The following is a 14,645-nucleotide window of genomic DNA, read 5'->3' on the forward strand; positions in this document are numbered from 1 at the left end:
CCCACATCAGGAGGACTCCCGCGTGTCGACAGCGCAACTCGCTCTGCATGACATCACCAAGCGTTACCAGGACCACGTCGTACTCGACCGGGTCGGCTTCACCATCAAGCCGGGCGAGAAGGTCGGTGTCATCGGGGACAACGGATCCGGCAAGTCCACGCTGATCAAGCTCATCGCCGGACAGGAACAGCCGGACAACGGTGAGCTGACGGTGGTCGCGCCCGGTGGCGTCGGCTATCTGGCCCAGACACTGGAACTGCCGCTGGACGCCACGGTCCAGGACGCCGTCGATCTGGCCCTGGCCGACCTGCGGGAGCTGGAGGAGGGCATGCGCCGGACCGAGGCCGAGCTGGCCGAACGGCCCTACCAGGCGGGCCAGGACCCCGAACTCGCCGCCCTCCTGGAGAGTTACGCCGCGCTGGTGGACCGGTACCAGGCCCGCGGCGGCTACGAGGCCGACTCCCGGGTGGAGATCGCGCTGCACGGGCTCGGGCTGCCCGGGCTGGAACGCGGCCGGCGGCTGGGCACCCTGTCCGGGGGCGAGCGCTCGCGCCTCGCCCTGGCGGCGACGCTGGCCTCGGAACCCGAACTGCTGCTGCTGGACGAGCCGACCAACGACCTGGACGACCGGGCCGTGGGCTGGCTGGAGGAACACCTGCGCAAGCACCGCGGCACGGTCGTGGTGGTCACCCACGACCGGCTCTTCCTCGACCGGCTCACCACCACGATCCTGGAAGTCGACTCCGGCAAGGTGATGCGCTACGGCAACGGCTACGAGGGCTACCTGGCGGCCAAGGCGGCGGAACGGCAGCGCAGGCTGCTGGAGTACGAGCAGTGGCGCGCCGAACTGGACCGCAGCCGCGAGCTGATCGCGTCCAACGTGGCGCGCCTGGACGCCATCCCGCGCAAGCTGCCCTTCGCCGTCTTCGGCGCCGGACAGTTCCGGATGCGCGGGCGGGGCCACGGGGCGATGGTGCGGATCCGCAACGCCAAGGAACGGGTCGCGCGGCTGACCGAGAACCCGGTCGCGCCGCCGCCCGAGCCGCTCACCTTCACAGCGGAGATCACCACCGAGTCCGCGCAGCCCCAGGAGACGGTGGCCGAACTCACCGGCGTCCGGGTCGGCGACCGGCTCGGCGTCGACTCCCTGCGCCTCGGGCCCGGTGAACGGCTGCTGATCACCGGGCCCAACGGGGCCGGCAAGACGACGCTGCTGCGGGTGCTCTCCGGGGAGCTGGCACCTGACAGCGGATCGGTGCGGGTGTCGGGCCGGGTGGGGCATCTGCGGCAGGAACAGACACCATGGCCGCAAGGGATGACGGTGCTTCAGGCGTTCGGCAACGGACGGGTCGGCGACATCGACGAGCACACCGAGGCACTGCTCTCCCTCGGGCTGTTCAGACCGGACGACCTCCTGCAGCGTGTGCAGGACCTGTCGTACGGGCAGCGGCGCCGCATCGAACTCGCCCGGCTGGTGACCGAGCCGGTCGACCTGCTGCTGCTGGACGAACCCACCAACCACCTCTCGCCCGCGCTCGTCGAGGAACTGGAGGAGGCGCTGACCGGCTATCAGGGCACGGTCGTCGTGGTCACCCACGACCGGCGCATGCGGTCCCGCTTCAACGGCGCCCATCTGACGCTGCGGAACGGGCACGTCGCCGAGTTCACCACCGCCTGATCGCCGAAGCGGTGTGGGGGAGGGACGGCACACAAGGGGGCCCGTCCCTCCGGACGGTCAGCGGGGTGGGTCTCCCGGCCGATGGCCGGCCCTGACGGACAAGCCGCCGGCCGTGGGCGTGGACCCGCCCCGGGCCCACGCCCACGGCCGGCGCGGGGCCATGCGTTCTCCACCGCGGCCCGCGCCCGCCATCCGGCCACCACCTTCGGCGCGACATCGGCGAACAGGCCCGCCGGCAGCCCGACCGCCGGAAGGACTCCGCAGCGTCCGGGGCCGGGGGCAGCGGCCACGGTGAGGGTGAGACCCGACGGGTTCGGCGCTGCCGGGCCACCGGACCGGCCCGGCCGGGGCGGTGGGCGCCGTCCGGGTCAGTCGGCCCGCTCGGGGCTGGACCGGTGGTCGGCGGACCCGGTGAGAGTCCAGCTCGCCAGGAGGTCGAGGGCGCGTTTCGAGGGTGAACCGGGTTCGGCGGTGTAGACGTACAGGACCGTGTCGGGGTCCCCGGGGAGGGTGAGGGTCTCGTACTCGACGGTGAGGTCGCCGACGAGGGGGTGGCGGAGGCGTTTGGAGCCGTGGGTGCGCTGGTGGACGCGGTGCTGCTCCCACCACCGGTCGAACGCGTGGCTGTGTTCGCGCAGGTCGGCGACGAGCGCGGCGGTGGCCCGGTCGTCGGGGTCGCGGCCGACGTCGAGGCGCAGGCTCTCGACCGCGGCGCGTGCCTGGTCCTCCCAGTCGGCGAAGAGGCCGCGGGCGCCGTCGTCGAGGAACATCCAGCGCGCGTAGTTGCGCTCCCGGGGCGGAAGCCGGTCGAAGTCGGCGAACAGCGCGCGTGCCATGCGGTTGGCGGCGAGGATGTCGGTACGGCGTCCGAGGACGAGGGCGGGCACGTCGTCCAGGGCGTCCAGGAGCTGGTAGAGGCCGGGCCGTACGCGCTGGACACCGCGGGGGCTCCGGTGGGCCGGGGCAGTGGTCACCCCGATGAGGTCCCGGAGATGGGCCCTTCCGGCGTCGTCGAGTCCGAGGGCGCGGCCGATCGCCTCGATCACGGCGGGTGAGGGGGTGATGCGCCTGCCTTGTTCCAGGCGGGCGTAGTAGTCGGTCGACACTCCGGCCAGGAACGCGACCTCTTCACGGCGCAGGCCCGGGACGCGGCGTACACGGCCGTCCGGCGGCAGACCCGCCCTGGACGGGTCGGCCTGGCCGCGGGCTCGTTTCAGGAAGTCGGCGAGTTCTCGGTTGTTGTCGGCCACACATGTCAGTGTCACCGACGCCCGGCGTCGGTGCCTGGTCCTGTGCGTCCTAGGTTCCCCGGTCCACGGTCGCGCAGGGCGCGATATGCGCCCCCACCGGCACGGACCGCGGCCCAGGCTGGAGGCATGCCGAGCAGGTCCTCCCTGCGGCACTTCCCTTCCGTCCGCCGACCACGCGTAAGGACGATCATGAATTTTCCGACAGAGCGGCCCGCGACCTGGTTCGTGACCGGTACGTCCCGCGGCCTGGGCCTGGAACTCGTCAAGCAGGTGCTGGAGCGCGGTGACCGGGTCGCCGCGACGACGCGTTCGGCCCAGCGGCTGCTCGCGGCGCTCGGCGACGAGGCCGACACCTCCCGCCTCCTCCCCCTGACGGTCGACCTGCGTGACGAGGCGCAGGTGAAGCGGGCCGTGCAGGAGACCACCGAGCGCTTCGGCGGACTGGACGTGGTCGTGAACAACGCGGGCTACGGGTTCCTCGCGGCAGTGGAGGAGACCAGCGACCGCGAGGTCCGCGACATGCTGGACATCCAGGTCGTCGGCGTGTGGAACGTGCTGCGCGCGGCCCTGCCGGTCCTCCGCGGGCAGGGCGGCGGTCACATCGTGAACGTGTCGTCGATCCTGGGCCTGACCGCCGTTCCGGGCTGGGCGCTGTACTGCGCGGGGAAGTTCGCGCTGGAGGGGCTGAGCGAGGCCCTGGCCGCCGAAGTGGCGGACTTCGGGATCGACGTGACCATCGTCGAGCCCGGATACTTCCGCACCGAGTTCCTCGCCTCCCGCTCCCTCGCCCTGCCCGCCCGGACGACCGAGCACTACCCGGCCATCCGCGAGATGACCGCCGACCACCTCGAGCTCCAGGGCAAACAGCCCGGCAACCCGGTCCTGGGCGCCCGTGCGATCGTCAACCGGGTCCTGGAGGGCGAGGGCCCCCTGCGTCAGCTACTCGGCTCGGACGCCCACTCCTACGCGGTCGCGAAGGTCCGCGCCCTCAAGGACGACGTCGAGGCCGCCGCGCCGACCGCGCCCGCCACCGACTTCCCCGCCGCCTAGCCGCCCCCGCCACCCCGAGTCACCCCGAGCCGCCCCGAGAGGAACCGTATTCCCATGAGCAGGATCCTGATCGTCATGTCCGCCGCCGGCGTCTGGGAGCGCACCGACGGCTCGGCCTACCCGACCGGCTACTGGGCCGAGGAACTGGCGGCCCCGCACGAGAAGTTCGTCCAGGCCGGCTACGCGGTCGACTTCGCCTCCCCGGGCGGAGCGCTGCAGCCGCTCGACCGGCACAGCGCCGACCCGGAGATCGCCGGGGCGGACTGCGCCCACTACGTGGCGCACGCGGAGAAGGCGCTGCGGGAGTTCGGCCCGCTGCTGAAACTGAACGAGGTGGACATCGGCGACTACGTCGCGATCGTCCTCCCCGGTGGCCACGGTCCGGTCGTGGACCTCTACCAGGACGCCGATCTGGGCCGCCTGCTGACCGCCGCGGATGCGGCCGGGAAGCTCATCGGAGCCGTCTGCCACGGCCCGGCCGGCCTGCTCAGCGCCGTGGACACGGAGGGCAGGTGGCTGTTCGCCGGCCGTCGGATGGCCGCGTTCACCGATGAGGAGGAGCGGCTGTTCGGCACGGCCGAGGGCGCACCGTGGCTGCTCGCCACCCGACTGCGGGAGCTGGGCGCCGTCCATGTGGGCGGGCCGGCCTACCGGCAGTTCAACGTGCGGGACCGCAACCTGTTCACCGGGCAGAACCCGGCCTCCAGCGCCCGTATGGCCGAGGACATGATCGCGGCCCTCGGCTGAGCGGGCACGCGGGTCACCGCGGCCGCGCGGCCCCGCGTGCCGCCGCACCCCCTCGGTACGCCGCCGTCCCCGGACCCCCTGTGCGGGGTCCGGGGACGGCGGCTTCCGCTCTCCGCATCTCCCCGCCACGACCCCGTCCGGACCGGACGTCATCGCTCGGCCTCGTACGGAGACGTGCGGAGAAGGGATCGCCGGCCGGTGGCGATCGGTGCGGAGGGCGGGACCTTCCTCGTGGAGAGCCCGGCCACCGCATGCCGTTCCCGGGGGCGGGTCAGGCGGCGGAGCGCTCGTCGGGCAGGCGGCGGCGCAGCGCGGTCCGCTGGATGGCGGGCGGTTGGTAGGCCATGTCGAGCGTCCCGACGTCGGTGCCGGGCGGCACGATGGCGTCGATCTCGTCGAGGACGTCGTCGGTCAGGGTGATCCCGGCGCCGGCGAGGAGGTCGTCGAGGTGGTCCATGGTGCGCGGCCCGATGATCGCGGAGGTGACGCCCGGGTGGGCGATCGCGAAGGCCATGGCCAGGTGCGTCAGCGGCATCCCCGCCTTCTCGGCGAGGTCGAGGAGCTGCTCGACGGCGTCGAGCCGGCGTTCGTCGCGCAGGTGCCGGAAGCCGAAGGCGGCCCGGTGGGTGTCGGCCTGCCGGCCCTTGCGGTAGCGGCCGGTGAGCAGGCCCCCCGCGAGCGGGCTGTAGACCAGGGTGCCCATGCCGTAGCGCTCGCAGACGGGCAGGACCTCGCGCTCGATGCCCCGGTTGAGGATCGAGTACGGCGGCTGCTCGGTGCGGAACCGCACCAGGCCGCGCCGCTCGGCGACCCACTGTGCCTCGACGATGTCCGAGGCGGGGAAGGAGGAGGTGCCGATGGCCCGGACCTTGCCCGCGCGTACCAGGTCGGTGAGGGCGGAGAGCGTCTCCTCGACGTCGGTGTCCGGCGCGGGCCGGTGGACCTGGAACAGGTCGACGTGATCGGTCCCCAGGCGGCGCAGGGAGTCCTCCAGCGCGCGGACCAGCCAGCGCCGCGAGTTGCCCTGCTGGTTGGGGTCGTCCCCCATGGGGAGGTGCGCCTTGGTGGCGAGCACGACGTTGTCCCGGCGTCCCTTGAGGGCCTTGCCGACGATTTCCTCGGACTCGCCGCGTGAGTAGGCGTCGGCGGTGTCGACGAAGTTGACGCCCGCGTCCAGCGCCTTGTGGATGATCCGGACGGAGTCGTCGTGGTCGGGGTTGCCTATGGGGCCGAACATCATCGCGCCCAGGCAGTACGGGCTGACCTTGATGCCGGTCCGTCCCAGCGTGCGGTACTTCATGGTTCTCCTCGTGCGTGGGTGGGCGCCCGCCGCGGCGCGATATGCTCACGTAAGCGGAACACTGTTCAGCTTCGACGATACGGAACGCTGTTCCGGTTATCAAGAGGAGTACACCGTGGACAACGGCCCGATGGACGGGGGGCAGCCCCGCCGGCGCGTGCGCGCCGACGCGCAGCGCAGCATCGACGCCCTGCTCACCGCAGCCGCCGAGGTGTTCGTCAGCTCCGGCGTGGATGCCCCCGTGCGGCAGATCACCGCCAAGGCGGGCGTGGGAGCGGGCACCCTCTACCGGCACTTCCCGCAGCGCTCCGACCTCATCGCCGCCGTCTTCCGCCACGAGGTCGACGCCTGCGCCGACGCCGCTCCCTCCCTGATGGCCGAGTACGAACCGGTCGAGGCGCTCGCCCGGTGGCTGCGGCGCTTCTCGGGCTTCATCGCCACCAAACGCGGACTCAGCGCCGCCCTGCACTCGGGAGACCCGGCCTACGACAGCCTGCCCTCCTACTTCCGGCAGCGCTTCGTGCCGGTCCTCGGCGCACTCCTCGACGCCGCGGCGGAAGCCGGCCAGATCCGCTCCGGCACCGACCCCGAAGACCTGCTGCGCGCCGTGGGCAACCTGACCCTGCCCGCCCAGGAGGACGACGACGGCCACACGCGGCGCATGATCGACCTGCTCGTCGACGGACTCCGTTACGGCACCCGCGCCGGGTCCGGCTGAGCGACGGCTCCGTGCTCCCCGCCACCCGCCCGGCCGGCGGCCCGTGGCGTCCGGCACCGGCGCTCACCGCAGGACCGGCGCTCACCGCAGGGTGGCCCGGTCCCCTGTGGGCGACCGGCAGGGCACGGCGCGCGGAGCCGGGGGAGTACCCGTGCACGGGCGGATGCTGCGGTTTCCCGTCCGTGGCCGTGCAGCGGATCGGGGACACCGTGCGGTGGTCGGACCGGCGGGTCCCGGACGCAGGAGTGTCACCGCCGGAGTTCCGCTTCGACGCCCGCTGATGCGACGCCGGGCCGGCACGCGCCGCAGCCGACCGGTGGCGGCGGATCCACGCACAGCCCGGACACCGCACCCGGAGACCACCTCCGGCCGGCCGCGTCCACGACCTCCCGGGGCGGACCACCCAAGGCCGCCCCACCTGTCGCATTGCCTCCCCGCGCTGGGGCCGGGCGGGCCGTTGAGAGGCGGTCGTCCTCCCACGCGACCTGATCGCCGGCGGACGTGATCGCCGGGCGGCGCGTGGCGTGGTTGCAGCCGGGTGTGACGTCACCCACGCGGTACGGGTGGGTCCGGAACGCGCCGCAGGGGCAGGGCACCTGTCCGTCCGCCGTTCCGGGCCGAGCGCGGACCGGACCTCCACCACGGCGACGGCGAGGCGGGCGCCCCGCCATACGGGGCGCCCGCCTCACCGTGCGGGTCAGGCCGACGCCTTGACGGCCGAGCCCGCCCCCGCCGCCTCCCGTACCACGCGGCGGGGGCGGGCCGGCAGGCCGAGGGTCGGGTGAGCGACGCCCCAGGCCGCGCCCTTGCAGACCAGCTCCTTGTAGACGGCGGCGAGCCGGCCGGTCAGGGCCGCGCTGACAGCTCGGTCGTCGGCGGTGACGTACTGGATCAAGCCTTCCCTGCGGCCCAGCGAGACGCACTGGTTGAAGTAGCGGATCGGCATGTTCGGGAGCTTCCCGCCGGTCAGGCGCGCCGTGATGGCGTCGGCGGCCTGCCACGCGGCGGGGGTGCCCGAGGCGCACGACATCCGCAGCGGCTTGTCGCCGGGGCCCATCGCCAGGGCCGCGTCGCCGATGGCGTACACGTCCGGGTGCGAGACCGAGCGCATGGTCGCGTCGACCACGATCTGACCCGTGCCGGTGACCTCCAGGGCAGTGGCCCGTGCGATCGGGTGGACCGCGAAGCCGGTGGTCCACACGGTGACCGCGGCCGGGATGACCGTGCCGTCGGCGGTGGTGACGCGGTCGGCCTCGACGCCGGTGACGGCGGTGTGTTCGTGCACGGTGATGCCGAGCCCGCCGAAGACCTTCCGCAGGTGCCTGCGGCCCTTGTCCGAGAGCCAGTCGCCGAGTCCGCCGCGGGCGGCGAGGGCGACCGCGAGGTCCGGGCGGGCCTCGGCGATCTCGGCGGCCGCCTCCAGGCCGGTGAGGCCGCCGCCGACGACGACCACGGGCTGTCCGGCGTCCAGGCCGGCCAGACGCTCGCGCAGCCGGAGCGCTCCGAGCCGGCTCGCGATCTCGTAGGCGTGCTCGGCGGCGCCGGGGACGCCGTGGTCGTTCCAGCCGCTGCCGAGGGCGTACACGAGGGTGTCGTACTCCAGCTCCCCGGCGCCGCCGTTCGCGTCGGCGACGGCGACGGTCCTGCGGTCGACATCGACGCCGGTGACCTTCGCGATCCTCAGCTCGACGCCGGTGCCCGCGAACATCTCGCCGAGGGGGCGGGGCCTGAGATCCTGGCCGACCGCGAGCTGGTGCAGCCGGACGCGCTCGACGAAGTCGGGCTCGGCGTTGACGAGGGTGATGGCGACGTCGTCACGGTGCAGCCGCCTGGCGAGGCGGCCGGCCGCGGTGGCTCCGGTGTATCCGGCGCCGAGGACGATGATGCGGTGCTGCATGTTCCTGCTCCTGTCTGCGCGGGACCGCCCCTTGTCTTGCGCGGTTTCGTCCCTTGAACCGGGCAGCACGCCGTTTCCTGACAGGAACGCGGTGTGAAGCAGCTCACACAGGGGTCAGGGTGCCCCGCACCGTGGTCAGAAGGCGCGGAACAGGGGTTCTCCGTGATCGGTGGCCGCCCACATCTCGGTCGCGCGTGCGAGCTTGTCGGGGTTGGCCTGGTTGCGGAACGCGGCGATGCCCTCGGTGGTGATCTCCAGGCACATGATGCCGACGACCCGGCCGTCGACGACCGCCACGACGGCGGGGCCGCCGTTGGCGGTCGTGGCGTAGACCTCGGGCGAGCCGCCGACCAGGGCGCGCTTGGACCGTGCCGGTTTGAACAGGCCCCGCATGAACTTCGCGACCGCGAGGGCGCCCTCGAACGGCTTGGCGCGGGCCGGGACCTTCCCGCCGCCGTCGCCGATCGAGATGGCGTCGGCGGTGAGCAGCCGCACGAGCGGCTCGGTCTTCCCGCTGGTGGCGGCCGCCAGGAACTCCTCGACGATCCGCCGGGCGGCGGTTCCGTCGACCTCGGTGCGGGTCTTGCCGTCCGCGATGTGCTTCTTGGCGCGGTGGAAGATCTGCTGGCTGGCGGCTTCGGTGAGGTCGAGGATCCTGGCGATCTCCCGGTGCGGGTAGTCGAAGGCCTCCCGCAGCACGTACACCGCCCGCTCATGGGGGGACAGCCGCTCCATGAGGGTGAGGACCGCGTACGAGACCGACTCGCGCTGCTCGGCGGTGTCGGCCGGGCCGAGCATCGGGTCCCCGTCGAGCAGCGGCTCGGGGAGCCACTGGCCCACATAGGTCTCGCGCCGCGCGCGGGCCGAGGCGAGCTGGTTGAGGCACAGGTTGGTGAGCACCTTCGTCAGCCAGGCCTCGGGGACCTCGATGCGCTCGACGTCGGCGGCCTGCCAGCGCAGGAAGGTCTCCTGTACGGCGTCCTCGGCCTCGCTCGCGGAGCCGAGGAGGCGGTAGGCGATGGCCTCCAGACGGGGCCTCGCGGCCTCGAACCGGTCCACGTCCCTCATGGTCAGCGGCATAGCCCGGATCCTAGCCGGGAAACGGGGGAGGCCCCGGGGTGTTTCCGGGGCCTCACGGGATGCGTACTCGGCAGGATTCGGACCAGCGGTCCTGTGAGCCGTACTCGAAGGCAACGGGAGACTTCCCCGGGCGGCGGGCCCCGGTGACCACCCCGCGGGTATGGCGCTCAGCACCCCTGCCGCCTCGTATCCCTCACCGCGCGATCACCCCAGGCTGCGACTGACCGCCCCGACCGCTCATTCAGCGGGATCGACCGCGGGCCCCGGCCGCGAGTGCGCGACGCCCCGGGATGCGACCCCACCGGTCCCACGCCCGCAGCGGGACAGCTCCTGGTAGTGCGTCGTCGCACTTGGTGATCTCGACCGGTGTGGGCACCTGCCCGTGCGTGAGGGTGGGAGAGGCGGAACGGCTCCGGGCGAGTCGGACCACCGCTTTGTAAACACCCCGTCCCACCGGCATACCGCAGGGGACGAGGACCGCCGGTTCTTCACGGCGCTATGGGTTCAACCCCGGTAGTCGTTGATGGTGGGGGCTGCGGTGTGCTGCCGTTCCGGTCATTGCCCCGACCGATCCGATCGCCATGAAACTGCATCCGGTTGATATCGGTCATTTGCTTCAATGCGCTTATGAGGTCCGCCTGGTACAGGCATCGTGGTCATTGACCAGGAAAGACGCGCTTGTCGCGCCAAGGGGGATTCTCATGTCTTCTCGTAGGAAACTCGCCGCGGTCGCCGTCGTGACGGCGGTGATCGGCAGTGGCTTCACCATCTCCGCGCCGGCCGCGACCGCCGCCTCGGCGCCGGCCGTGAGCCCCCGGGGCACCGCCCCGTCGTGTGTCTCGCGGGACGTCGTCAAGCAGGAGAAGAAGGTGACCATCCAGAACAACTGCGGCAAGACCATGCACCTGAAGCTCGTCATCAAGAACGGTCCCGACGGGGAGTGCTGGACCTACCGCGACGGCGAAGCCCGGCTGTGGAGGTGGAAGGTGGGCTCGTACGGCAAGGTCGTCACCTGCTGAGGCGGGGCTGAGACGGGGAGGCACCCAGCACTCGGCATCCAGCACGGAGAGGGTCCCACCGGTTCGCCGGCGGGGCCCTCGCCCTTCCGGCCCGGGGTCTTCCTCCAGACCCTCTCGGCGAGGCCGCGCCGGAAGCGCGGGCGAAGATCCCGGCCTGCCGGACGAAGGGTGCGCGGCGCCGGTCTCCTCGCTGCATGGCCTGTGCACAGGGCCCGAGTGACCGGTCCTGCCCTCCCGCCGAACTCACTCGTCCAGCTCGGTGTGGGAATCGGCCAAGAGGAACAAGGAACCGGGCCGTCGCTGAGCACCACTGGCCACTTGGCCGCAGCCATACGGGAACAGGGCTTCCGTTCCCTTGAATTCAGGAACGAACGAAGGCCCTCCAGCGCGAACTCACCGATTCACCGAGGTGCTTCGGATGGGTGCGAGGAGCTTCGGCCGCGGCATCCGCGTCGACCTGCACCTGTGTTCTGTCGCCGTATTCGTTCGCCGTTTCACGGGGCAGGGGTTGCGAACGGTGTGCACGCGTGACGTGGCGCGGGCCGGGCGTTCTGGCGGCCGGGCGGCCGTTCCGGACCGGGGCGGGAGGGCTTCGGTACTGCGGCGGGACAGGCGGCTCGTGGGCGCGGGTGCCGGAAGTCGCGGCGGTCGGGCAGGGCGCCGGCGAGGAGCCGGACGCCGGTGTTCCGGGGATGGACCGCCGCTGGTTGCCCACGCTCCGGCCGGAAGGTTCTCCGGCGGCTTCCGGAGCGCCGGTCGTACCGGAACCGGGCGCGGGGCCGGGGCAGGGCGCGCGGCCCGCGGTGACCGGGGCGTCCCCGCCCGGCCGGACGGGGACGCCCCGGTGCGCGCACGGCAGCCGTCAGTCGGTCACCGCGCTCCTGCCACGATCGGTGCTCCTCGGGCCCTCGGCCGTGGGCCGGATGTCGAAGTCGAAGATGGCAGTGGGCAGGTACAGCGAGCAGCAGGCGTTGGGGATGTCCACCACGCCGCTGATGCGTCCCTCGATCGGCGCGGCACCCAGCAGCAGGTAGGCCTGCTCACCGGTGTAGCCGAACTTCTTGAGGTACTCGACGGCGTTGAGGCAGGCACGCCGGTAGGCCACCGTCGCGTCCAGGTAGAAGTTCGTGTCGGAGTCGTGGTCGACGGAGATCCCGATGAAGCTGAGGAACTCCGAGTACCTCGGCTCGACGTTGCCCGGCATGAACACCGGGTTGGTGGTGATCCCGTACTTCTCCATGCCGCCCTTGATCAGGTCGACGTGGAAGTCGATGAACCCTCCCATTTCGATGGCCCCGCAGAAGGTGATCTCCCCGTCGCCCTGGCTGAAGTGCAGGTCGCCGCCGGAGAGCTTGGCGCCCTCGACGTGAACGGGGTAGAAGACCCGCGAACCGCGCGTGAAGTTCTTGATGTCGTGATTGCCGCCGTTCTCCCGGGCGGGCACCGTGCGCGCGCCCTCCCGCGCGATGCGCTCCGCGTCCTCTCCGGTGGCCTGCCCGGCCAGCGCCTGGTCGGTCTCCGGCGGCAGCCCCAGGGGCGGTATGCGGTCCGGATCGGTGTCGATCAGGGCCTGCTCCCGGCGGTTCCAGCGCTCCAGCAGCTCCGCGGAGGGCGCGGTGCCGAACAGCCCCGGGTGGGTGATGCCGGTGAACCGGACTCCCGGGATGTGGCGCGAGGTCGCCACCTGGCCGTGGAAGTCCCAGATCGCCTTGTAGGCGTCGGGGAAGTAGTCGGTCAGGAAGCCGCCGCCGTTGGCCTTGGCGAAGATGCCGGTGTACCCCCAGCCCTGGCCGGGCGCGTCCCCCGTCTGCTGGGGCACCGGGCCGAGGTCGAGGATGTCCACGACGAGCAGGTCGCCGGGCTCGGCACCCTCCACTCCGATCGGCCCGCTGAGCATGTGGGCCCGCTTGAGGTCGACGTCGCGTACGTCGTTGGCGGAGTCGTTGTTGCCGATCTGCGCGTCGGTCCACTCCCGGCACTCCACGCGGAACTCGTCGCCCGGCCGCACCATGGCGGCGACGGGAACGTCCGGGTGCCAGCGGTTGTGCCCGGGAACGGTCTGTTCGCTCATCGGCTTTGCTTGGTCGACGCTGAATACGACCTCGGGCATGTCACGTCCTCCTGATCGTGCGGGTGTGGCGGTACGTCGCGCCCGGTCCGCGCCGGGGTGCCGGTGACAGTGGCCGGACGCCGCGTTCTGACCAGTGGTCCTGGAAGATCACCTCCCTGTCCGCCCGGGGCGTGCGGGATCGTCTAGCGGGTGTCCGTCGCCGCCGCGGACCCCTCGGACCGGCCGCCTGCCTGCTGCCGCGGCCGGGTGAGCACCCACAGCCCTCCGAAGACGACCACGGCGAAGATCCCCAGTGCGAGGGCGACCTCATCGGAGTTGCGCCAGTACCCGGCCAGCAGCAGGAACGCGGGAATGGCTCCGGTGACCCAGCCCTGGATCGCCGTCACCCAGCCGGTGAAGACGGTGATGCCCGTGATCTTCAGGCCGAGCAGCAGGAAGAACAGAAGCCACAGGAACGACCAGTACAGCCAGATGACGCCGAAGGGCCGGTCGTCCAGAATCCGGAAGCTGACGAAGGAATAAGCCAGGGCCATAATGGACACGAAAAGCGAGAAATACCCCACCCCGGTAGTGTCCAGGCCCAGCAGGAGGCCGATTCCCACATACAGGTAAGTGAAACCGAACAGGTAGATCCCCGATGCCGCGAGTACGGCCCTCTGGTCTCCGCCGGCGGTGAAGATCAGGAATGTCGGTGTCACCACCTGCAGGGCGCCCACGAACAGGTTGAACACCGCGGCGGCCCTCGGATCGACCTTGCCCAGGAGCATCAATCCGTTGATGAAGAGCACCGCGCCCACGAACAGCAGCCCCACGTTGGCCACGGGCTGCACCTCCTAGCGTGATACGGGGTGTCCGCACCGGGTCCTCGGCCGGCACCCCTTTCCGCTGCCTGCCAGGCGGTCCTCGGTCAGGGCCGCGGCAGCCCGGCCGGTACGGGCCGGGAGCGGCGCGGTCCGCCACGCACCTCCGGTACCTGGGAGACGACTTCCGGCGCCTCGCGGGACCGCTCCTCGCGCTCGCGTGCGAAAACGGTGGCGGGGGATGTCCGGACCACCCCCGGAGGGGAGTAGACGCGCCGTGCCGGCCCCGAGCAGACGGGGCACTCGAGGGTGCTGGGCGCGCTTCCGATCGCCAACCGCACGTCGAACGGTCCGCAGCCGCTACATGAGTATTCGTAGGTAGCCATAAGCCGCCTCCGGAATTGTTGAATACCGACCGACCCGGTGTGTGCGATTCACTGTCCGAGTGGTCGAATTCACACGCTTTCCCCTGCTTTCAGGCAACTCCCGTAACTGCCGTCTGTCAAGCCGGGGCCCTGCCCGTTCCCGTCCCGCAGGGTGCTGCGGGACGGGTTTTCCCGGCACCGCGCCCGGGCGGATAAGAGCGCCGAAAAACAGGAGTGGATCGCCTGCCATGGGGAAGCGGGGCGGCCACCGGTCCACGATCGCGATCGGGTGGAACGCGGACACCACCGCCGAGGGACCGGGTGCCGTCGTGCCGTCGCCGGAGGAACGCCACGGTGGCGCTGGACGGATGCGGAGCACCGGCGGGCACCGCGGTACGGGCTCCGCAGGCATCAGGGGCGGAGGTCCGAGCCACCGCGGAGACCGCCGGACACAGCACGGTCACGGCGACGCTGGGCACCCGGGCGTGTGGTGTGAGGGATCGAGGGCGCGGGACGGGTGCGGCAGCGGCGGCCGGCGCGGCGGTATGCCTGGCCGGGCTGCGGCAGACCGGCGCCGCGATCCGCCCGGCGGACCCGAGCGGGCCACAGCCGTCCTCGACCGGGTCGGGCTCCGCCGCGAGACGTCCCGCCGGAGAGTGCGGCCGACTGC

At 72.0% G+C, this 14,645-nt stretch carries 12 protein-coding genes; 5 read left to right on the top strand and 7 right to left on the bottom strand.

The genetic code is table 11. From position 1 onward, the window contains the following. Positions 1–22: 22 nt before the first annotated feature. The gene (gene car(A) / locus VE546_RS23580; protein ID WP_324925622.1) at positions 23–1,678 is read left to right on the top strand and encodes an ABC-F type ribosomal protection protein Car(A); all 1,656 of its coding nucleotides are present in this window, start codon (positions 23–25) and stop codon (positions 1,676–1,678) included. Between the two features lie 368 nt (positions 1,679–2,046). Here car(A) and VE546_RS23585 read toward each other — a convergent pair whose 3' ends face one another. After that, the gene (locus tag VE546_RS23585; protein WP_324925624.1) at positions 2,047–2,928 is read right to left on the bottom strand and encodes a helix-turn-helix transcriptional regulator; all 882 of its coding nucleotides are present in this window, start codon (positions 2,926–2,928) and stop codon (positions 2,047–2,049) included. 189 nt (positions 2,929–3,117) lie between these two features. On the opposite strand from VE546_RS23585, the gene VE546_RS23590 reads away from it, so the two are divergent. Both VE546_RS23590 and VE546_RS23595 read left to right on the top strand, forming a co-directional pair. Continuing rightward, positions 3,118–3,978 carry an SDR family NAD(P)-dependent oxidoreductase gene (locus VE546_RS23590; protein WP_324925626.1) on the top strand — a complete coding sequence of 287 codons (861 nt, stop codon included), beginning with the start codon at positions 3,118–3,120 and terminating at the stop codon, positions 3,976–3,978. Positions 3,979–4,032: 54 nt separating this feature from the next. Further along, the gene (locus tag VE546_RS23595; protein WP_324925628.1) at positions 4,033–4,725 is read left to right on the top strand and encodes a type 1 glutamine amidotransferase domain-containing protein; all 693 of its coding nucleotides are present in this window, start codon (positions 4,033–4,035) and stop codon (positions 4,723–4,725) included. A gap of 271 nt (positions 4,726–4,996) precedes the next feature. Here VE546_RS23595 and VE546_RS23600 read toward each other — a convergent pair whose 3' ends face one another. Next, positions 4,997–6,025, bottom strand: coding sequence for an aldo/keto reductase (locus tag VE546_RS23600; protein WP_324925630.1), 1,029 nt, complete (start codon positions 6,023–6,025; stop codon positions 4,997–4,999). A 130-nt stretch (positions 6,026–6,155) separates the two neighbouring features. On the opposite strand from VE546_RS23600, the gene VE546_RS23605 reads away from it, so the two are divergent. Continuing rightward, the gene (locus tag VE546_RS23605) at positions 6,156–6,743 is read left to right on the top strand and encodes a TetR/AcrR family transcriptional regulator (RefSeq protein ID WP_324925642.1); all 588 of its coding nucleotides are present in this window, start codon (positions 6,156–6,158) and stop codon (positions 6,741–6,743) included. A gap of 697 nt (positions 6,744–7,440) precedes the next feature. On the opposite strand, the gene VE546_RS23610 is transcribed toward VE546_RS23605, so the two are convergent. Together VE546_RS23610 and VE546_RS23615 are read right to left on the bottom strand one after the other, a co-directional pair. Next, complete coding sequence (locus VE546_RS23610; RefSeq protein ID WP_324925632.1) at positions 7,441–8,640, bottom strand: NAD(P)/FAD-dependent oxidoreductase; 1,200 nt, start codon at positions 8,638–8,640, stop codon at positions 7,441–7,443. A gap of 135 nt (positions 8,641–8,775) precedes the next feature. After that, positions 8,776–9,720: an RNA polymerase sigma-70 factor gene (locus VE546_RS23615; protein ID WP_324925634.1), complete on the bottom strand. Its 945-nt coding sequence runs from the start codon at positions 9,718–9,720 to the stop codon at positions 8,776–8,778. A 701-nt stretch (positions 9,721–10,421) separates the two neighbouring features. Between VE546_RS23615 and VE546_RS23620 the strand changes: the two genes are divergently transcribed. Then, positions 10,422–10,739: a hypothetical protein gene (locus VE546_RS23620; RefSeq protein WP_324925636.1), complete on the top strand. Its 318-nt coding sequence runs from the start codon at positions 10,422–10,424 to the stop codon at positions 10,737–10,739. Between the two features lie 862 nt (positions 10,740–11,601). Here the strand turns inward: VE546_RS23620 and fmdA are convergent. The 3 genes from fmdA to VE546_RS28035 form a co-directional block, all read right to left on the bottom strand. After that, positions 11,602–12,849, bottom strand: coding sequence for a formamidase (fmdA, locus tag VE546_RS23630; protein ID WP_324925638.1), 1,248 nt, complete (start codon positions 12,847–12,849; stop codon positions 11,602–11,604). A gap of 143 nt (positions 12,850–12,992) precedes the next feature. Further along, positions 12,993–13,631, bottom strand: coding sequence for an AmiS/UreI family transporter (locus tag VE546_RS23635; protein ID WP_324925640.1), 639 nt, complete (start codon positions 13,629–13,631; stop codon positions 12,993–12,995). Between the two features lie 86 nt (positions 13,632–13,717). Further along, positions 13,718–13,996 carry an FmdB family zinc ribbon protein gene (locus VE546_RS28035; protein ID WP_414720559.1) on the bottom strand — a complete coding sequence of 93 codons (279 nt, stop codon included), beginning with the start codon at positions 13,994–13,996 and terminating at the stop codon, positions 13,718–13,720. Positions 13,997–14,645: the final 649 nt, after the last annotated feature.

The organism is Streptomyces sp. (genome assembly GCF_035644915.1).
Classification (GTDB): Bacteria; Actinomycetota; Actinomycetes; order Streptomycetales; family Streptomycetaceae; genus Streptomyces.

Bases quoted from the DNA above. Each gene is read 5' to 3' on its own strand.
- VE546_RS23590 (WP_324925626.1), top strand. From the start codon at position 3,118: ATGAATTTTCCGACAGAGCGGCCCGCGACCTGGTTCGTGACCGGTACG.
- VE546_RS23610 (WP_324925632.1), bottom strand. From the start codon at position 8,640: ATGCAGCACCGCATCATCGTCCTCGGCGCCGGATACACCGGAGCCACC.
- VE546_RS28035 (WP_414720559.1), bottom strand. From the start codon at position 13,996: ATGGCTACCTACGAATACTCATGTAGCGGCTGCGGACCGTTCGACGTG.
- VE546_RS23615 (WP_324925634.1), bottom strand. From the start codon at position 9,720: ATGCCGCTGACCATGAGGGACGTGGACCGGTTCGAGGCCGCGAGGCCC.
- fmdA (WP_324925638.1), bottom strand. From the start codon at position 12,849: ATGCCCGAGGTCGTATTCAGCGTCGACCAAGCAAAGCCGATGAGCGAA.
- VE546_RS23605 (WP_324925642.1), top strand. From the start codon at position 6,156: ATGGACGGGGGGCAGCCCCGCCGGCGCGTGCGCGCCGACGCGCAGCGC.
- VE546_RS23600 (WP_324925630.1), bottom strand. From the start codon at position 6,025: ATGAAGTACCGCACGCTGGGACGGACCGGCATCAAGGTCAGCCCGTAC.
- VE546_RS23620 (WP_324925636.1), top strand. From the start codon at position 10,422: ATGTCTTCTCGTAGGAAACTCGCCGCGGTCGCCGTCGTGACGGCGGTG.
- VE546_RS23595 (WP_324925628.1), top strand. From the start codon at position 4,033: ATGAGCAGGATCCTGATCGTCATGTCCGCCGCCGGCGTCTGGGAGCGC.